Raw genomic sequence first — 19,362 nt, 5'->3', positions numbered from 1 at the left:
ACTCATGAACGACCTATCCCAAGTCTCTGTATCGCCCTTGGCCATCGGCCTGACTGAGTTCATCGACGAATTCGGTGATGAATTATTGGACTCCCTCAATCGCTCTAACCCACCGGTTTATTCCGGCAGCATCAACGAAGCCTATCAACGGGTTATGAGCGAACTCAAACGCCAGCCGTTCCCTGCTCAAGCTGATGTAGTGCAGGCCGTTGCAGCTTTATTGCTAGACCGCAACGAGCAGGCAGCCGTTATCAATGCAGAAATGGGCACTGGGAAAACCATGATGGCCATCGCTGTAGCCGCTGTCATGCACAGTGCGGGCTACCGCCGCACTTTGGTGGTTTCGCCTCCACACCTGGTCTACAAATGGCGACGGGAGATACTCGAAACCATCCCAGACGCACGCGTGTGGGTTCTCAATGGACCCGATACGCTGGTTAAGCTGATCAAGCTACGTGACCAACTGGGGGATCCTTACGATGGCCGTAAAGAGTTCTTCATTCTCGGACGCGTGCGAATGCGCATGGGGTATCACTGGCGTACGGTATGTTGGCCACGTCGCGCCAGCGGCGGATACAACTTCGCAGGATGCCCCGACTGCGGACGCCTTCTGTTGGACTTAGAAGGCAACCGTGTGACTGTCGAAGAGTTTCACCGAGAGGAACGCCGTCGCAGCTGCCCTTATTGCCAAGGACAACTCTGGACGCTGATGCGCCCGGGCAAAGCCGACAACGGAACTCGTCGTGCGACCATACTAAAATCGATGTGTCGGATTCCGACTATCGGTCCAGTACGTGCGGACAGATTGCTGAATGACTTCGGGGAGGACTTCCTCGCTTCGATGCTGATCGACAACGTCAGCGAATTCATCAACCTGATGGACGCTCAGGGCAATTTCATCTTCAGCGACCGCCAAGCCAAACGCATGGAGCGCGCCATGGCCAACATTGAGTTTGGCTTTGGCGAGGGCGGTTTCCAACCCACCGAGTTCATCAAACGCTACCTACCAGACGGATATTTCGACCTGCTGGTGGTGGATGAAGGACATGAATACAAAAACAGTGGCTCGGCCCAGGGTCAAGCCATGGGTGTATTGGCAGCGAAAGCACGGAAAACCGTGCTGCTGACAGGCACCCTCATGGGTGGCTATGCCGATGATCTGTTCTACCTCCTGTTCCGAATACTTACCCGGCGAATGATCGAGGACGGTTACAAACCAAACGCGCGCGGAAGTATGGCTCCGGCCGCGATGTCATTCATGCGCGACCACGGCGTATTGAAGGACATTTACACCGAGCGGGACAACGTGTCACACAAAACAGCCAAGGGAAAAAAACTCTCGGTGCGAACGGTGAAAGCCCCAGGCTTCGGCCCTAAAGGCATTCACCGTTTTGTGTTGCCGTTCACCGTGTTTCTGAAACTTAAAGATATCGGTGGCAACGTGTTGCCGGCGTACCAGGAGGAATTTGTCGATATCAGCATGTCTGCAGAACAAGCGTCGGCCTATCAGCAATTGGCAGGAAAACTGACGCAGGAACTTCGCCAAGCATTGGCCCGTCGAGACACTACCTTGCTAGGGGTAGTACTCAACGTGCTGCTGGCTTGGCCTGACTGCTGCTTTCGACCGGAGATCGTTAAGCACCCTCGTAGCAAAGATACCTTGGCGTTCGTCCCCTCGATCTTTGCAGATGAGCAAATAATGCCGAAGGAGAAAGCACTGCTCGACCTCTGCCTCACGGAAAAAGCCAAAGGCCGGAAGGTTCTGGCCTATACCGTGTACAGCGGCACGCGAGACACCACCTCTCGCCTGAAACGACTGCTGGAGCAATCTGGTTTAAAAGTAGCGGTCCTGAGGGCGTCAGTGGATACCGCCAGGCGCGAGGATTGGATCCTCGACCAGGTAGACAGAGGTGTCGACGTACTGATCACTAACCCGGAGCTGGTCAAGACCGGGTTGGATTTGCTCGATTTTCCGACCATTGCGTTCCTGCAGACGGGGTACAACGTGTACACCTTGCAACAGGCAGCTCGACGGTCATGGCGGATTGGGCAAAAGCAGCCGGTGCGGGTGGTTTTTTTTGGCTATGCCGGCAGCTCTCAGATTACTTGCCTGCAGTTGATGGCCAAGAAAATCGCCGTGGCTCAAAGCACGTCGGGAGATGTGCCAGATTCTGGTCTCGACTCGCTGAACCAAGATGGTGATTCAGTTGAAATGACACTTGCAAGGCAGCTCATTGCTTCATAGTTTGACGGCCACCTTCGGGTGGCCATTTTTTTATAACGATCCCAATTTACCAGCGGCCAACTCGACACTTCAAAAACCATGCGTCCTGGAAAACCTATTTCCTGATGCACCTAAGAGACCGGTTTGAGAGGGTGTATTCGCTTTTTCGCGAGGACGCCCATGAACCTACCACGCCCTACTCGAACCACAGCGATACTCAGTCTGTGCCTTGCATTATTGGCAGGCATTCTGGGTTATGAGCATCATCAACTCTCCCAACTCAGCAACAGCTTGGCTGCGACTGCAGACAAAGAGTCGCTCGATGCGTTGTTGACGCGGCTGGGCAAAGTCGATGAGCGACTGGACACGGTAGCCGGCAACCACCTGGTGACCAATGAGGACTTCCGAGCCGGGCAGCAGGCTTTATCGAATCGAATTGATGCCGCACAAGCGTATGCAAAGCAAGCGACGGAGTCTGCGCAAGAAATCTCTCAAAATGCTGCGTCTGCTGGTGAATTGGTAGTCCTCAAAGCCAGCGTCGAAACACTCGATAGCCGTCTTCAAGAACTCAGTCAGTCACGCATCAAACAAACCACTGCTGTTCCCCTCAAGCCCAAGCCTAAGCCCGTTGCCCGCCAACCAAAGCGGCCAACACCGCCCGCTACCACCACTGTCACACCGCAAACACCCCCTTTTACCGTTGTCGGTATCGAGTATCGCGGCGGTGAACGCTTTTTGTCCGTAGCACCGCCTGGCAGCACGCAGTTGAATCAAATTTACCTTATCCGACCTGGTGACGCTGTGGCGGGCACCGCCTGGCGCCTCAACGCGCTGGACGGAAGATCCGCACGCTTTGACGTGGCCGGAACACCTCAAACCGTAACCGTCGCGCAATAGGACCTCCTTTATGCACTCCCCTACCACTTCCTCGAAAACAAAGAAGCCCAGGAACATTGCTCTTTACGTTTTGGGTTTCATTGCAGGCTTGGCCACCTTCGCGTTTGCATATGTCTGTCATGCGGCTTCGGGGCAATCAACGTCGATCTCGAACACTCAGAACAGTGAAGTTCACAACTCTTCTCAAGGAGCCAGTCAGACAGAACTCGCCCGCGAGTGGGGATTAACCCCCCAAGAATGGTCCCGCTTTCAAACTGTGATGGAGGGTCCTCGCGGAATCTATTCGCCAGGCCTGGATCCTCTGACAGCACTTGGCATCGAAGCGAAGTCGGAGGAGGAGCGCCGACGCTATGCAGAGCTGCAGGTGCGAGCCGAGCGACAGCGTATCGATAAGGAACTGGCGTACCAAAGGGCCTATGACCAAGCCTTCGCACGTCTTTACCCCAATGAAAAAGTCATCCAACTATCGTCCAACCCTGCATCTGCTCCAGGCTCGGGAGCGGTAACTGCTGTGAAAGGCACTGGACGACTAGCCGTTTTTGTTCAAGACAGTTGCAACGCATGTATTGACCGCGTCAAAGACTTACAAAACCAGAAACAGTCCTTTGATCTGTACTTCGTTGGTAGTCAAGGTGATGACGAAATAATTCGCCGCTGGGCCATCTTGGCTGGAGTCGAACCGGCCAGCGTGAGAAGCCGACAGATCACATTGAATCACGATGCCGGTCGATGGCTTGGCCTTGGACTCGGCGGTGAGCTGCCGGCCGTGGTACGCGAGGTGAATGGACAATGGCAGCGTCTGTAATTCGCGCGGCTTTAACGGGGGGGCTACTGCTCACCGCGGCATTTGCTAACGGTGCCGAGGTTCCGCCACCGGCCTATCAGTTGATTGCCCTGCCTGCCGGCGTTCCGTCCGAGGTGCTGTACTCCGTTGCACTGCAAGAGAGTGGCACCCGACTTCGCGGCCAGATCGTCCCCTGGCCCTGGACGTTGAATGTCGCCGGCGCCGGATATCGCTTTGCGACACGCAGCGATGCTTGCAGAGCGTTGATGATCGCCCTTCAGACCGCAGGCCCAAATAGAGTCGACGTCGGGCTTGGACAAACCAACATCGGTGCCAACGGCCACCGTTATAGCTATCCCTGCGAAGGGCTGGATCCGTACAAAAACCTCTCGGTTACGGCCCAGATCCTGGCTGAGCAAAAAGCCAAAGGAGGCGACTGGATCACCGCTGCTGGTCGGTACCACCGCCCTGCCGGAGGCGAACCCGCTGCCCGATACCGACGAGCTTTTGCCAAACACCTCAGCCGGGTCACCGGTATCAACCTGATGGCGAATAATCCATGAATAGATTGCTGCATCTGCCTGTTTTGCTGTCTTTGGCCTCCCCCATGGCAGTGCATGCCACCTCGCTGATTGTTGTTGAAGACCGAGGGGGTGTTTCCGCTCTGCCCTACTACCAGTACTTGGCTCCAGAACCTACTGAGCAGTCAGCACAGTCAGAGAATATTGGTGTGCGTGGGCAAGGCTCGTTTCCAGTGCGCTCTGACCAACTGACACCCGGGCAGGTACAGGGCCGGGTAATCAATGCACCTGGCCTGCAACCATTGTTTCTTGTAGGCGACGATGAAAGCTCCAGAAAGTGGTTATCACAGCGCCGCGATCAGTTACAGCAACTGCAGGCAGTGGGCCTTGTGGTTAACGTGGCCAGCGCCGAGCGGTTTGCCGAAATCCAACGATGGGCAGGAAATCTACAGTTGGTCCCGGCTCCATCAAATGATCTGGCACAGCGCTTGGGAGTCCAGCATTACCCGCTGTTGATCACTGCCACAACGATCCAGCAGTAACCAGGGTATGGCCTCTCTTACGCACATCACCTTGGTCATCAAGCAACCAGATGACCCACGAGCAGGCCAACTGCTTTTTGAACAGGTCACCTATGTCGCCAAGCTCTATGGCGGCACCGTCATCGCCCGCGTACCTGGTGACGAGGTGGAGCTATGTCAGCGGCTAAAAGAACGACTGCCCGAGGCAGTTGAGCAAGCGAGGCAAGAGTTGGCCAATTCATCATCACGCATGAAAGGAGGATCCCGGCCCCATGAAGCTGACCAAGAAGCAACGCTGCGAGCTTCACGCTAAATTCGCGGGCCATTGCGCATACTGCGGTGTGCTGTTGGGTGACCGGTGGCATGCGGACCACATGGAAGCAGTATGGCGAGAACCAGAGAGGGTGGACGGCAAGTACTCCGGTGCCATCATTTTGGGGCGGCCAGAGAACCACGCCATCAGCAACATGATGCCCGCGTGCGTGCCGTGTAATTTGAGCAAGGCAGCGATGCCACTAGAAGTCTGGCGAGAGCGCATTGCTGGACACGTCAACTCCCTTAACAGCTACCACCCCATATACCGCCTGGCCAAGTCCTATGGGCTGATCGCTGAGACAGGCAAGCCAGTCGTTTTCCATTTCGAAACAGTGGGGCCATTGTCCCCTTTCACTCATAGGAAGTGATCCATGACCACCTCCTACACCATTGAGTCGTTACTACGCCCTGCTGTTGAGCTGTACACAGTTTGCGTATGTGCCGCTGCGGCGTTGCTCTGTATTTTCGCGCCCTGGGCGGTTGCTCTGACGCCTTTATTCGGCATGGTTGCCGGTACAGGCTTTCTGGGTCTAGGGTTCGTCCGCCTCAAACAAGCGTTGGTAGTGCTGCGTTACCGGCGCAATATTCGGCGCCTACCCCACTACACCATGACCAGCAAAGACATGCCGGTCAGCAATGAGCGGCTATTCATCGGTAAAGGCTTTCGCTGGACCCAAAAACATACTCAGCGGTTGATGGAGACTTACCTCCCAAAGTACGCCGAGTATGTCGAGCCCACGTCTATCTATACCTTTGCTCGCAGAATTGAGGAGCGTCTGGAGTTCGCACCCTTTCCACTCAAATTGCTGTCAAAGGCTACCTCGTGGGATGTGCCATTTAACCCGGCGCGTCCACTTCCTCCAGTCGGGGGGCTACCGCGCTTACACGGTATAGAGCCGAACGAAGCGGATGTCAGCCTGCCACTGGGTGAGCGGGTTGGACACTCCCTTGTATTGGGGACTACTCGTGTTGGAAAAACCCGCTTGGCAGAGTTGTTTATCACCCAAGACATCAGGCGTACCCGCCGTAGCCCCCGGCGCCGCGTTCATATGGGGCGCCGCGTGCAACCCGTTCATCGAAGCCAGCGCAATGTAGAAATGGACCTGGACCGCGAAGTGGTGATTGTCTTCGATCCTAAAGGCGACGCAGACCTCCTGAAGCGCATGTACATCGAATGCAAGCGCGCAAACCGACTGGAGGAATTCTACGTGTTCCACCTAGGCTGGCCCGATCACTCCGCTCGCTACAACGCCGTCGGCCGGTTTGGTCGGATCTCGGAGGTTGCCACCCGCATTGCCGGCCAACTTTCGGGGGAAGGCAATTCCGCGGCATTCCGGGAATTCGCCTGGCGTTTCGTCAACATCATCGCGCGCGCCCTCGTGGCACTGGGACGTCGGCCGGACTATGAACAGATCCTCAAGCATGTGACAAACATTGACGCGCTGTTTATTGAGTATGCGCAGAAGCACTTTGCTGAAAATGATCCCAAAGCCTGGCAAACCATCGTTGAGCTGGAAGGAAAGATCGATCGTAAGAACCTCAGTTTCGCCATGAAGGATCGACCGCTACGCGTGGTGGCCCTGGACATGTACCTCACTCAGCAACGCATCTCCGACCCAGTGATGGAGGGTCTGCGATCAGCCGTACGCTATGACAAAACCTATTTCGACAAGATCGTGGCCAGCCTTCTGCCATTGCTGGAAAAACTGACCACAGGCCGGATTGCAGAGCTGCTATCTCCCGACTACATGGATCTTGAGGACCCACGACCAATCTTTGACTGGATGCAGATCATCCGCAAACGGGCAGTGGTCTATGTCGGCCTGGACGCTTTATCTGATACAGAGGTAGCTGCAGCGGTGGGCAACTCGATGTTCAGCGACCTGGTGTCAGTTGCGGGTCACATCTATAAGTTTGGCATCGATGATGGCTTGCCCGGGGCCACCGGCGGCAAGGTAGCAATTAACGTACATGCGGACGAATTCAACGAACTGATGGGCGATGAATTCATACCGATGATCAACAAAGGCGGTGGTGCCGGCATGCAGGTCACGGCCTATACCCAAACCATGAGCGATATTGAGGCAAAAATCGGTAACCGGGCTAAAGCTGGCCAAGTCATCGGTAACTTCAACAACCTGTTCATGTTACGTGTACGTGAGACTGCAACCGCCGAGCTGCTGACCAACCAGTTGCCAAAGGTCCAGGTGTTTACCAGTACACCAGCAAGCAGTGCAAACGACGCTATTAACGGCAACACCGCTTTCACCTCTAACACTCACGATCAGATCCAAAGTGTCAGCGTACCGATGATCGAACCGGCGCATGTGGTTGCCCTACCCAAGGGGCAATGCTTTGCCCTGATAGAGGGCGGGAATTTGTGGAAGATTCGTATGCCGTTGCCGGCAAGCGATCCCGATGAAGTGATGCCCAAGGATCTTCAGGCCTTGGTTGAGGGCATGCGTAAAGGATCCGGAACCAGCAGCGACTGGTGGCAAGCACCGGGATATGACGCACTAAGTGAGTCGCTTCCTGATGACTTGGTAGACGACTTCCGCCAGATGGCCAATAACGGAAAAGCCGCATAGGCTTGAAGGAACAGAGCCATGGCCGATATCGCGGAAAAAGCCCAGCAACAGCAGGAAGGTCAAAAAAACTTCCTGGGCATGCTGTTCTCTACCCCTTTTCATTTCTTGGGGGTGATGTTCGGCTCCTTGCTCGGCGCCATCGTCGTTGAATGGCTTTGCATGTACACGTTCTGGCCGGATGCCGGCTGGAAACATGCTCAGCAGATGTTCCAACATGAACTGGGCTGGCTGTCCCAGGATCTGCTGCACAGCGTTGTCATCAAAGAACCGGGGCGTACGGCAACCTGGCTGGCACAAACGGTCTATGACTGGCTGATGGTGAAAACCGGCATGCAGGACAATATAAATGCACTGACACAGTACGCTCGCTCAACATCACCACAACAAACGGGAACCTTGAACCTTCGCTACGAACTCGGTCGGGCGATGATCAAATTCCAGGACTATGGCTTAGCCGCGTTATACACAGTCCTGACCTTCTGTGTGCGAATGGTCATTCTGACGTTGACGATTCCGCTGTTCGCACTGGCGGCGTTCACTGGCTTGGTCGATGGCCTGGTGCGGCGTGATCTACGAAAATTCGGCTCCGGCCGCGAGTCAAGTTACCTGTATCACAAAGCCCGGGGGACGATCATTCCGCTGACCATCGTGCCCTGGACGGTCTACCTGGCCATCCCCATCAGCATCAGCCCCCTTTTGATTCTGTTGCCCTGCGCCGTGCTGTTGGGTGTGTCCGTTTACATCACCGTTTCAAGCTTCAAAAAATACCTTTAGGAGCTGCCCATGCAGTGGACACAAGAACAGCAGCCCATCATCCATTCCACGGCTGACAAGCTACTGGTTCAGGCTTTTGCCGGTACCGGCAAAACCACCACACTGGTGGGCTACGCCACACAACACGCCTCGGTGAAAATGCTCTACCTCTGCTACAACAAATCCGTCGAGCTCGCTGCCAGGGGCCGCTTTCCACGCAGAAACGTGGTGTGTAAGACGGCGCATGGCCTCGCATATGCAGTCTATGGCAGTCAGTACGCCACCAAGCAGACCAATAACTTACGCCTGACGGACATCGCAAGGGCCATCAACACCCAGGACTGGGAGCTCGTGCGGGATGTCCTCAGCACGCTTAACAACTTCATGGCCAGCGCCGATGACGAGTTGGGCCGTGTGCATTTTCCCAGATTCCAGGGGCAACGAATGCTCACAAGTGCCCAGGAACGTTTCCTGAACAATGCTTTAAACGTGGCTAAAACCATCTGGAACCGGATGATCGATCTGCAGGACACAGCAATGTCGATCACCCATGACGCTTACTTGAAGCTGTATCAGCTAAGCAAGCCCGACCTGAGCGAACGATTTAACGCCATTCTGCTCGACGAAGGTCAAGACGTGAACCCAGTTATTGCCGACATAGTAAAAATACAACGGGTCCGCAAGGTGGCAGTCGGCGATCCCCACCAGCAGATCTATCGCTTCCGCGGCGCAGAAGATGCGCTCAACAGCGACTGGATGGCCGACGCCGAACGTCACTACCTGACCCAAAGCTTTCGCTTCGGCCCTGCCGTCGCGCATGTGGCCAACATCATTCTTTTTTACAAGGGTGAGACACGAAAGCTGCAGGGGTTAGGTTGCAATACCCTGGTTAAACGGGCTCTGCCTGAAGAGCTACCGCATCGCACGTTTATCCATCGTACCGTGACCGGCGTCATCGAGAACGCCCTGCAGCTGGTCGCAAGCAACCCCAAGATTTTCTGGGTCGGCGGTATCGACAGCTACTCGCTACGCGATCTGGAAGATTTATACCTATTCAGCCGCAACCGTAACCATGAGGTGCAGAACCGCAGGCTGTTGAGAGATTACCGGGACTTTTCACAGTACGTGGAAATAGCCGAGGTAAGCCAGGATACGGAGATGTTGCGATCGATCAAGATCATTACAGCCTATCCGGACCTGCCCCAGCGGATCCAAACCCTACGTTCCCGCTCTGTAGATAACGAGCTCGACGCCACCGTGACACTCACGACTGGGCACAAGGCCAAGGGGCTGGAGTGGGACTTTGTCAGCCTGTATGACGACTTTAGCGCTGATCCGCTTTCACCCGATATCGATCAAGGTCGTAAAGATGACGAGTTGAATTTGCTGTACGTGGCGGTGACGCGAGGGATGAAGATCCTAGCGTTGAACTCAATGGTGCTTTCTATCATGCAGCGCTATGTCGATGCTCGGACCTCTGCACTCCAACCTCAGAAATCACGCGCTTAGCAACAAACTATTTCAGATTGCTGGCACGCGCTTATTATTGAAACCCTGGTAGCTCTGCACATTGAGGACGTCGCCATGGGCCGTCAGAAATTTGAATACCACACTGAGTTCTCTCCCTTTCAGTACGTTGTCAGAACCAAAAAGCTCTTCATGTTCAAGTCCGAAGAGCCCACCACTGAACCCGACACCCAGGGTTTTCTGGAAGATTCTGAACGTCAAAACCGCCTTGCTCAATTAGGCAGCGAAGGCTGGGAGCTGGTCAGCGTGCAGCCCGTGGTCAAAGGAGAAGTCAAGGTTGGCAATCAAAACGCCCAAGGCTGGGCTTACGGATTCGCCTTGCCCATCGGGTATCTGCTGTTCTTCAAACGCCCTATCCACTGTGATTGATGGTGTCAGTACCGTCAGAAGAAATCCTTACAGTCCTGAATATGGTTTTCTTGCGGCGACCATAGCTTGATCACGGCAAGCTGACGGCATCAGGAATGACTAGAGCCCAGCCGTGATCCAGTACCCGCGTCTCACTGCACTCACTTGCCGACTTGCCTTGCCAGGCCTCATCGCACTTTTTGGATGCGGCCTGCCTGTCTCTCATGCGACCGCTGCTTCAGCCTCCGAACAGGCCAACCTGGACGTGATGATCCGCCAGTTGAATGCCTTAGAGGACACCGCACGTCGTAGCGCTCAAGTGGCCGACGAACCTGGCAAGCGTTACTTCTTCGATTACCAGCGTCTAGCAGGTGATATCGCTCGAATTCGTCATGGGTTGGAGGGCTATCTAACCCCAACCCGAGCCCAGCCTCGTGATCCTGTTGAGCTGTCAGGCCAATACACGACCGAAGGACGCAAGCCATGAGCATGAGCGGCGCTCAGGCTGCTGCGTTTCAAGCGGCAGGAGGATTTCCTGCCTCGACGAGCTACCTGTTTTTCGTCGGCGTCGCTGTAGCCATCATCTTTATGTGGGGCGCCTGGGCTATCTGGAGCTGCTACCGAGGATGGGCCACTGGCAACCTTGATCGAACGATTGCCTCGACCTCGCTCGTCCGCATCCTACTGCTTTGCATGATCCTCACCACATTTGTTCTTAGTTGACCCTATGGGAGATACACCATGACTTCATTCTTAAAACCGGGCCGCATGCTGATCGGGTTGCTTGCTCTCCCCCAACTGGCCATGGCGGCTCTTCCGCAGTCTCAGCCTCCTACCCGGGGGGAAGGCTCTAACCTGATGCAAACCATGCAGAACTACGCCTTTGACGGTTTTACTTTGCTTGGCCTCATCATCTGCGCAGTCATTTTCAGTGGCGTTGCTTGGCATGCCTTCGGCACCTACCACGAAATTCAACTTGGCAAGAAAAAATGGGGAGATCTGGGGGCGACAGCCGCCGTTGGCGTCGCCATCCTCGGTGTCGCCATTTTTCTGGTCACCAAGGCTTCAAATATTCTTTAAAAGAGCCGTGGCCATGACAGAACTCTCAGACGATGGGACCCTGATTTTCCTCCCTGTGCGATTGAACAATCAGCCAGTCATCATGGGCGGCCTTACCGCTGACGAAATGTGGGCCACCTTGGCGTTGAGCACCGGCGCAGGGCTGGTTATCGGTATTCCGGCCGCGATATTGACCCAGATTTGGGCACTTATCATCGGCGCCGCCATGCTCTGTGCTGTCCTAGGGCTGTTTCTTGCCAGTCGTTTCTTGCGTCGGTGGAAACGCGGCCGACCTGATACATGGCTATACCGCCAGATGCAATTGAACATCGCGCGGTTCTTTCCTACCTGGAATAAAGCCCTGCTGATTACTCGTACAGGTGCGTGGACCTGTCATCGAACGGAGGTTCAATGACTTACCGTAAAAAAGTAGACGCCCAACTGGCCCACATTAACAGCCTGCGCATGGTCATTGGTTTTCTCATTGCCCTGGGTCTGTACATGGCTTATGGCTGGCAGAGCGCACCGCGTGACCTAACTGTTCATGTACCTCCAGATCTACGTTCAGGTAGCACCCGTAAGTGGTGGGATATTCCACCGGAGTCGGTATACGCCTTCGGTCTGTACATTTTTCAGCAGATGAACCGTTGGCCCGTTGACGGTGAAACCGACTACGAGGACAACATTACCCGCTTGGAAAGCTACCTGACTCCCAGCTGCAAAGCCTACTTGCAGAAAGATTTCGAGCTACGCCGCAATAGCGGGGAACTGCGCAAACGTGAGCGGGGTGTATTTGAAATTCCAGGCAGAGGCATCGACGATAAGTCTGAGCAACATATTGAACAGCACAGCATCAATGACTGGACCGTCAACCTGGACATCACCGCTGACGAGCACTACGGCGGGGAGCGCGTAAAGCGGGCATTTGCTCGCTATCCGTTAAGAATTATCCGATTCGACGTCGATCCCGAAAAAAACCCATTCGGCTTGGCCTGGGACTGTTATAGCAGTAATCCACAACGCATCGAAGTCTCCGCAGAAACGACCAGAGCAGGAGGCAAATGATGACACGCCGCCTACTGATCATCGGGCTCGTAGCCCTTCACTTCTGCGGGTTGGCCAACGCCGTCGAAATCCTGCGCTGGGATCGTATCCCTATAGCACTGCCCTTGATCGTGGGTCAGGAGCGTATTGTCTTTGTGGACCAAAACGTACGGGTGGGTCTGCCTCGTAACCTCGTCGACAAACTGCGCGTGCAGAGCACCGGTGGTGCCCTCTACCTGTTGGCGAAAGAGCCGATTGAACCGACTCGCTTACAGCTGCAGAACATGAACTCCGGTGAGATCATGCTCGTGGATATCATCGCAACGGTAGGGAAACCAAATCAGGTCGCATCCGAGCCGGCTAAAATTGTAGCCGGGGACAGTCCCGCCCCGCGTTACGGCCAAGTCAACGCCAAACCTACAAGCAACCATTCAACTTCTTCCACGGCCCAAGCCAGCGCTCAAGCCGAGGAGGATGAGGACGCGCCGAAACCGCGTCGTGAGACCCCTCTTCCGGTGGTCATGACGCGCTATGCCGCACAGATGCTTTACGCGCCCCTACGCACCGTTGAGCCCGTGGAGGGGATTGCTCAGATCAATCTGAAGCGCGGTTTGGACCTCACCACCCTAATGCCGATATTGCCGGTCGAAGCCTCTGCGTTGGGGTCGTGGCGGTTAGACGAGTATTGGGTCACGGCGGTGAAGCTACGTAACACAAGCGCCCAAAACCTCACATTGGATCCGCGTGACCTGATGGGTGACTTTGTCACCGCGACTTTTCAGCATCCCTACCTTGGCGCCAAAGGTGATTCCAGCGACACCTCGACGGTCTACTTGGTGACCCGTGGTCATGGTCTAGCCGAATCGTTATTGCCGGCCGCCATCAGCCAGATCGATCCGAAGGGAGGCCGTCGTGAAGAGTAATCCACTTGTTAAATACCTGGTCATACCGTTCGCGATCCTGGCGATATACGTAGTGGTCAAATTATTCAATCGCGAAAGTGCCGACCAACAGGTTCATGCGCCGGAAACGGTTGTACTTAGTACGAAGGAGGCTAAAAAGCTTGGGGTTGACGGAGATACACCCAGCGACACATTGCGCACCATTGTCGTGGAAAGCAGACAACTCAAGGACCAAGTCTCCAATGCTTTGAAGAACAATGACGAACTAAAGCAACAGAACATCGAGCTGCAAAAACGCCTGCAGAACATCGACCTCAACGTCGATAACAAACTGCAGAACGTTCAGCAAACGATGAAGCAGGAGGCGCAACAACAGAGCCAAACCCTCTTGGACACACTGCAGCAGCAGTACAATACCCTGAGCAGCAAATCGGGCAGTGGCAATGAGTCTGGATCTGATTTGCCGATCGGCTTCGGCGTTCAGCCAGGTGACGGTCAAGGCTTCAAAGGCGGACCTGGCGCGGACGTTGTTTGGATAGAGCCGCAGGACGCAACGCCGGTCGATGTCAACGGCAAGCCCATCGCTGCAGGGACAAATCAAACGGCAAGCGGCTTCAACTTCCCGACCTCTTTTGGCGAGTCCGTGGACCGAGGACAAAATGCACTGCGCACGGGCGCTCAAAGTGTTGCGAATGAAATCTCGCCACAGGAGGCCCGCAAACAGGTGCGCAAGGTCTACACCTTGCCGCAGAACTCGACATTGATGGGTTCGGTGGCCATGTCCGCGCTGATCGGCCGGGTGCCCATTGACGGCACTGTCAACGACCCCTACCCGTTCAAGGTATTGATCGGGCCGGACAATCTCACGGCCAACGGCATCGACTTGCCCGACGTCGCCGGCGCGGTGGCCAGCGGAACGGCTTCCGGCGATTGGACCCTGTCTTGCGTACGCGGTCAGATCAAAAGCCTGACGTTCGTCTTCAATGACGGCACTGTGCGCACGCTGCCACAACCTCAGGAAGAAACGAATAGCAGTCAAAATAGTAACAATCAGAACAATGGCAACCAAACCACCATTCAGGGTGGCCTGGGCTGGATAAGCGATGCCTATGGCATTCCTTGTATCAGTGGCGACCGCAAAAGCAACGCCTCGCAATACATTGGCTCGCAGGTACTGATTACCGCCGCCGGCGCAGGTGCTGCCTCCCTCATCAAGTCAGATGGAAACAGCGGCTCTTTTATAAACCCTCAGTCCGGGACCATCGGTTCTGTCGGCGGCTCGGGCAGTGAAGCCATGGGCAAAATTATTGGCCAGGGCGTCAATGACGTCTCCAGCTGGGTCAACAAACTCTACGGGCAAGCCTTCGCAGCGGTGTATGTACAACCCGGGGCAAAGATAGCTGTGCACCTGGACCAGCAACTGACCATCGATTACGAACTCAATGGCCGCAAGGTCAACTATCGCTCAGGAGCCCGTCATGTTTCGACTGCGCTTGACTAATCATGGCTTAAAACTAGGTGCATACCTGGCCATCGCCCTACTCGCCTCGGCCTGTTCCACCAACAAAGACGAATTGCTCCCCCATGGGGACCGCACAATGATGGACGTTTGGGATCAAGGCTCCAGCGGCTCAAGCAGCTCGAGCAGCCGCCAATTGCTCGATGCACGCCAAGATCTTCGTCGGCCTCTGGAGACGAGGGAAACAGACAACACCATGTTCACACGTACCGCACAAAACGAGATCTACAGCCAATTTAAACGCCTACCCAATCCCGACCTGGTGATGTACGTCTTTCCTCATTTAGCGGGTTCAGACCCGGCACCGATCCCAGGCTACACCACGGTGTTTCCGCTGTATCAGCGGGTGCAATACGCCATGCCTGGCGAACGCACGGAGGCATATTGATGGGTTTTTTTGAACGATTCAAAACGCGACGGGCGACAGAGCGTGTGGAACCTGGCGTAACACCAGGTTCGCCGTTATCTGACGATGTGCAGGGACCAGCAACCGAGACGTTTGAGGCTGCTACAGAGCGTTACTACGAACGCCTTGCTGCCATGGGTATTCCCTCGCCGAGCGATTGGCGTAACCCAAAGAAAAAGCCAGCCACAACCGCTGATGCTGACCGTCTATACCACGTCAACCCCTCCTTCGTAGACCTACTGCCGTGGGTAGATTACCTGCCTGCAGAAAAAGCCATGCTATTGGAAGACGGCGTGTCTCGTGCTGCCTTTTTTGAGCTGACACCGATTGGTACTGAAGGTCGGGATCCCGAATGGTTACGCAAGGCCCGCGACGCCCTGGAAAACGCCCTCCAGGACTCCTTCGACGAGCTTGAAACCTCACCCTGGGTGGTTCAGCTCTATGCCCAGGACGAAACCAGCTGGGACGATTACCTTCAGCAACTGCATGACTACGTTCAACCACGCGCACAAGGCAGTGCATTCACCGAGCTTTATTTGAAGCTGATGAAGCAACACCTGGAATCCATCTCCAAACCAGGCGGGCTGTTTGAAGACACCAAGGTCAGCCAACTGCCCTGGAGGGGCCAACAGCGCCGCGTCCGTGTTGTTGTCTACCGCCGTACCCAAGGCGCGCAAGCGGATGTGCGAGGCCAGGCACCAGGTCCTTACCTGAAAATCATCTGCGATCGCTTGGTGGGCGGCTTGGCGAACGCCGGCATTAAAACCCATCGCATGGATGGCCACGCCATTCGCCATTGGCTGATTCATTGGTTCAATCCACGTCCCGATCATCTTGGCCCTGCCGATGCAGATATTCGCCGCTTCTACGAATTGGTGTGCAAGCAAGCACCTGGTGCTGCAGAGGGCGAGCTGCCGCTCGCCAGCGGCACTGACTTCTCGCAAAACCTGTTTTATCGCGAACCACTGTCAGATATAGAGAAAGGTCTGTGGTATTTCGACGGCCTTCCCCATCAGGTGGTGATGCTTGACCGCTTGAGGGATGCTCCCAAGACCGGGCACTTAACCGGTGAAACCCGAAAGGGCGGTGATGCGCTCAACGCACTGTTCGACAAAATGCCAGAGGACACCATTCTCTGTATCACTCTCGTGATCACCCCGCAGGACATTCTCGAAGGGCATCTGGAACAGCTTTCACGCAAGGCAGTTGGAGACACTCAGGCCTCGATCCTGACACGCGAAGACGTCGCCACCGCCCGTCAGTTGCTCGGGCGCAAGCACAAGCTGTACAGAGGTAGCGTAGCGTTTTACCTGCGGGGTAAAGATGATGCCCAGCTGCACGAACGCAGTTTGCAACTCAGCAGCGCATTGCTGGGTGCGGGCATGGAGCCGGTGGAACCTCGGGATGAAGTGGCACCGCTGAACTCCTACCTTAGATGGCTACCCGGCAACTTCGACCCCAATGCGCGCAAAGCACTGGAGTGGTACGCACAACTGATGTTCGCCCAACACATTGCGAACCTGGCCCCCGTCTGGGGTAGGTCGACCGGAACCGGGCACCCGGGTATTACCCTGTTTAACCGTGGGGGAGCGCCGATAACCTTCGACCCGCTGAACAAGCTGGACCGGCAGATGAACGCGCATTTGTTCATTTTCGGGCCTACGGGTTCAGGTAAATCGGCCAGCGCGACAAACATCCTTAGCCAAATCATCGCCATCTATCGGCCACGTCTATTCATTGTGGAGGCTGGCAACAGCTTCGGCTTACTCGGTGATTTCGCCAAAAAGTTGGGTTTGACGGTAAACCGGGTTCGACTTGCACCTGGATCGGGTGTCAGCCTCGCGCCATTCGCTGATGCCGTGAAGCTCATCGAACCCAGCCAAAACGTGAAGATTATCCAAGCTGATGATCTTGAGGCGTCGGACGAACATCTGACTAGCCAGACCGAGGATGAACAACGCGACATCCTGGGCGAGATGGAAATTGCGGCCAGGCTGATGATCACCGGTGGTGAAGAAAAAGAGGATGCCCGTCTTACTCGTGCCGACCGTAGCGCCATCCGCCAATGCATACTGAATGCAGCGAAAAAATGCGTGACGGAGCAACGTATCGTTCTGCCGGAAGATATCCGTGAAGCGCTGCGAGAAATGGGACTCGAGCCCGGTATTCCAGACGCCCGAAGCTCACGATTCTTGGAGATGGCGGAAGCCTTGTCCATGTTCTGTATGGGCACCGAAGGCGACATGTTCAACCGTCCTGGCACCCCATGGCCAGAAGCGGACATTACCATTGTCGACCTTGCCACCTATGCGCGAGAAGGCTATAGCGCACAGATGGCCATCGCTTATATTTCCCTGCTCAACACGGTCAACAACATTGCCGAGCGTGACCAGTTTAAAGGCCGTCCGCTGATCTGCTTCACCGACGAAGGCCACATCCAGTTGAAGGTCCCACTCCTATCCCCCTACTCCGTCAAGATTACCAAAATGTGGCGAAAGCTCGGCGCCTGGTTCTGGATGGCCACCCAGAACGTTGACGACGTGCCGCCAGAGGCCTCAGCCCTGCTCAACATGATCGAGTGGTGGATGTGCTTAAACATGCCGCCTGATGAGGTGGAGAAGATCGCGCGGTTTCGTGAACTGACTCCTGCACAGAAGTCGATGATGCTGTCAGCGCGTAAAGAAAGCGGCAAATTCACCGAGGGCGTCGTGTTGTCCAAAAGCATGGAAATGTTATTCCGGGCGGTACCACCGAGTTTGTATCTGGCCCTGGCCATGACCGAGCCGGAAGAGAAAAAGCAACGCTTCGACATCATGCAAGCCAAAGGCTGCAGCGAGCTGGATGCGGCCATTGAAGTTGCTGCAACGCTTGACCGCTATCGCGGTATCGAACCTCACATCATTACTTTCCCCGAGCAAGTCACGGCCTTGGAGCGCCAAGCATGAGAGCATTGAATTCCCTGACCCAGAACCTTATAGAAAGTCTGACCCAGCTGCTTGAACAACCGGGTGAAGACGCCCTTCAAACCCTTGAGGTGTGTGCCCCCGTTTTGATAGAGCAACTGCAACAGGTTTTGGTTCGTGCGGTGGATCGTCGTGACATCGAGTCCCAACTTCACGCGGTGTTAGCCAATTGGCTGCTACAGCACCCACAACCCGAGAATGCTGAGAACGCTCTTCTTGAGGCCCTTCGTAAACAAGCGCTGCTTTCATCGAAGCCAGCAGAGGCTCGGGCATGATAGGCCTTCGCAAATATTGGTTGATGCTGGGGTGCGTTTTGGCAGGCACATCGATGGCCTGCTTAGCCCTCACTCGAAGTGAGATACCATCCCCGCACAACACAGGCCCGTGGTTGTTTGGTCCTTCCAAAGCACGCTGGACTGTGACTGAGTTCGCGGATCTGGAGTGCCCCTACTGCAAGACGTACACACCTGCGTTGAAAACCTGGATACAGCAGCAGAAGGATGTAAACCTGCAGTGGCATCATCTGCCACTGGATGTGCACGGTCCGACCGCATTACACGAAGCCAAGCTCGCTGAATGTGCGGGGGCGCTTGGTGGCGCACCTGCCTTCTGGCAAGCCATTGACCAGATTTTTGACCGGACCCGTAGCAACGGTGAGGGTTTCAATGGGCATCTGAACGTCGTTGATGTTACTTACCAGGACTTATTGTCCTGTGCAGCTACCGACAAAGTGATCGCCCGGCATGTTGGCCAACAGGTCGAGGAGGCCCTCAAAGCGGGCATTACGGCAACTCCTACTGTGATAATTAAAGACAACACGACTGGCAGCTCCGTAAAGCTTGAGGGACCAGCTGACGGGGTATTGTTATTATCAGCTCGTGATTGGCTGGCTCAAAAAAAGAGCTGCGACGCTCTGCAAAAGTCGAACGTTAAATCACTTAGCCATTGTCATTAAATGAGCTTGCATTCCATTCATACATTTTCATGCCCG

At 55.2% G+C, this 19,362-nt stretch carries 22 protein-coding genes; all 22 read left to right on the top strand.

Annotation, left to right across the window (positions count from 1 at the left end; translation table 11 throughout):
• Positions 1–4: 4 nt before the first annotated feature.
• The 22 genes from ACI512_RS07670 to ACI512_RS07565 all read left to right on the top strand — a co-directional run bounded on the left by ACI512_RS07670 (position 5) and on the right by ACI512_RS07565 (position 19,326).
• A complete protein-coding gene (locus ACI512_RS07670; protein WP_008437374.1) occupies positions 5–2,245 on the top strand; it encodes a DEAD/DEAH box helicase in 2,241 nt (746 codons plus the stop codon).
• 159 nt (positions 2,246–2,404) lie between these two features.
• A complete protein-coding gene (locus tag ACI512_RS07665) occupies positions 2,405–3,121 on the top strand; it encodes a hypothetical protein (RefSeq protein WP_038448855.1) in 717 nt (238 codons plus the stop codon).
• 10 nt (positions 3,122–3,131) lie between these two features.
• Positions 3,132–3,926 carry a TIGR03759 family integrating conjugative element protein gene (locus tag ACI512_RS07660; protein ID WP_124361236.1) on the top strand — a complete coding sequence of 265 codons (795 nt, stop codon included), beginning with the start codon at positions 3,132–3,134 and terminating at the stop codon, positions 3,924–3,926.
• Positions 3,911–4,468: a lytic transglycosylase gene (locus tag ACI512_RS07655; protein WP_008437382.1), complete on the top strand. Its 558-nt coding sequence runs from the start codon at positions 3,911–3,913 to the stop codon at positions 4,466–4,468. The genes ACI512_RS07660 and ACI512_RS07655 overlap by 16 nt, the downstream gene beginning before the upstream one ends.
• Positions 4,465–4,968 carry an integrating conjugative element protein gene (locus ACI512_RS07650; RefSeq protein ID WP_008437383.1) on the top strand — a complete coding sequence of 168 codons (504 nt, stop codon included), beginning with the start codon at positions 4,465–4,467 and terminating at the stop codon, positions 4,966–4,968. Before ACI512_RS07655 ends, ACI512_RS07650 begins: the two co-directional genes overlap by 4 nt.
• Positions 4,969–4,975: 7 nt before the next feature.
• A complete protein-coding gene (locus ACI512_RS07645; protein WP_024073354.1) occupies positions 4,976–5,260 on the top strand; it encodes a hypothetical protein in 285 nt (94 codons plus the stop codon).
• On the top strand, positions 5,220–5,630 hold the full coding sequence (locus tag ACI512_RS07640; RefSeq protein ID WP_008437384.1) for a hypothetical protein: 411 nt from the start codon (positions 5,220–5,222) through the stop codon (positions 5,628–5,630). Before ACI512_RS07645 ends, ACI512_RS07640 begins: the two co-directional genes overlap by 41 nt.
• Positions 5,631–5,633: 3 nt before the next feature.
• Entirely contained in the window at positions 5,634–7,850 is a 2,217-nt protein-coding gene (traD, locus tag ACI512_RS07635; protein ID WP_024073353.1) for a type IV conjugative transfer system coupling protein TraD, read from the top strand.
• 18 nt (positions 7,851–7,868) lie between these two features.
• Positions 7,869–8,624, top strand: a complete 756-nt coding sequence (locus ACI512_RS07630; RefSeq protein WP_008437388.1) for a TIGR03747 family integrating conjugative element membrane protein — start codon at positions 7,869–7,871, stop codon at positions 8,622–8,624.
• A gap of 9 nt (positions 8,625–8,633) precedes the next feature.
• Entirely contained in the window at positions 8,634–10,112 is a 1,479-nt protein-coding gene (locus ACI512_RS07625; RefSeq protein ID WP_008437391.1) for a UvrD-helicase domain-containing protein, read from the top strand.
• A 75-nt stretch (positions 10,113–10,187) separates the two neighbouring features.
• A complete protein-coding gene (locus ACI512_RS07620) occupies positions 10,188–10,499 on the top strand; it encodes a hypothetical protein (protein ID WP_008437393.1) in 312 nt (103 codons plus the stop codon).
• A 157-nt stretch (positions 10,500–10,656) separates the two neighbouring features.
• On the top strand, positions 10,657–10,965 hold the full coding sequence (locus ACI512_RS07615) for an RAQPRD family integrative conjugative element protein (RefSeq protein WP_178110642.1): 309 nt from the start codon (positions 10,657–10,659) through the stop codon (positions 10,963–10,965).
• Positions 10,962–11,201, top strand: coding sequence for a TIGR03758 family integrating conjugative element protein (locus ACI512_RS07610; protein ID WP_008437400.1), 240 nt, complete (start codon positions 10,962–10,964; stop codon positions 11,199–11,201). The genes ACI512_RS07615 and ACI512_RS07610 overlap by 4 nt, the downstream gene beginning before the upstream one ends.
• Positions 11,202–11,219: 18 nt before the next feature.
• On the top strand, positions 11,220–11,558 hold the full coding sequence (locus tag ACI512_RS07605; protein ID WP_008437401.1) for a TIGR03745 family integrating conjugative element membrane protein: 339 nt from the start codon (positions 11,220–11,222) through the stop codon (positions 11,556–11,558).
• A gap of 13 nt (positions 11,559–11,571) precedes the next feature.
• Entirely contained in the window at positions 11,572–11,952 is a 381-nt protein-coding gene (locus ACI512_RS07600; protein WP_008437403.1) for a TIGR03750 family conjugal transfer protein, read from the top strand.
• On the top strand, positions 11,949–12,602 hold the full coding sequence (locus ACI512_RS07595; RefSeq protein ID WP_020302977.1) for a PFL_4703 family integrating conjugative element protein: 654 nt from the start codon (positions 11,949–11,951) through the stop codon (positions 12,600–12,602). The genes ACI512_RS07600 and ACI512_RS07595 overlap by 4 nt, the downstream gene beginning before the upstream one ends.
• Positions 12,602–13,504: a TIGR03749 family integrating conjugative element protein gene (locus tag ACI512_RS07590; RefSeq protein ID WP_008437410.1), complete on the top strand. Its 903-nt coding sequence runs from the start codon at positions 12,602–12,604 to the stop codon at positions 13,502–13,504. The genes ACI512_RS07595 and ACI512_RS07590 overlap by 1 nt, the downstream gene beginning before the upstream one ends.
• Positions 13,494–14,984, top strand: coding sequence for a TIGR03752 family integrating conjugative element protein (locus ACI512_RS07585; RefSeq protein ID WP_024073352.1), 1,491 nt, complete (start codon positions 13,494–13,496; stop codon positions 14,982–14,984). Before ACI512_RS07590 ends, ACI512_RS07585 begins: the two co-directional genes overlap by 11 nt.
• On the top strand, positions 14,962–15,390 hold the full coding sequence (locus tag ACI512_RS07580; RefSeq protein ID WP_008437412.1) for a TIGR03751 family conjugal transfer lipoprotein: 429 nt from the start codon (positions 14,962–14,964) through the stop codon (positions 15,388–15,390). Before ACI512_RS07585 ends, ACI512_RS07580 begins: the two co-directional genes overlap by 23 nt.
• Entirely contained in the window at positions 15,390–18,353 is a 2,964-nt protein-coding gene (locus ACI512_RS07575) for a conjugative transfer ATPase (protein ID WP_024073351.1), read from the top strand. Before ACI512_RS07580 ends, ACI512_RS07575 begins: the two co-directional genes overlap by 1 nt.
• Positions 18,350–18,646, top strand: a complete 297-nt coding sequence (locus ACI512_RS07570) for a hypothetical protein (RefSeq protein WP_008437414.1) — start codon at positions 18,350–18,352, stop codon at positions 18,644–18,646. The genes ACI512_RS07575 and ACI512_RS07570 overlap by 4 nt, the downstream gene beginning before the upstream one ends.
• The gene (locus ACI512_RS07565; protein WP_008437415.1) at positions 18,643–19,326 is read left to right on the top strand and encodes a DsbA family protein; all 684 of its coding nucleotides are present in this window, start codon (positions 18,643–18,645) and stop codon (positions 19,324–19,326) included. Before ACI512_RS07570 ends, ACI512_RS07565 begins: the two co-directional genes overlap by 4 nt.
• Positions 19,327–19,362: the final 36 nt, after the last annotated feature.

The organism is Pseudomonas petroselini (assembly GCF_045037875.1).
Taxonomy (GTDB): Bacteria; Pseudomonadota; Gammaproteobacteria; order Pseudomonadales; family Pseudomonadaceae; genus Aquipseudomonas; species Aquipseudomonas petroselini.
Note: the sequence above shows the minus strand (reverse complement) of the source record. Positions and strands in the feature narration are given on the sequence as shown.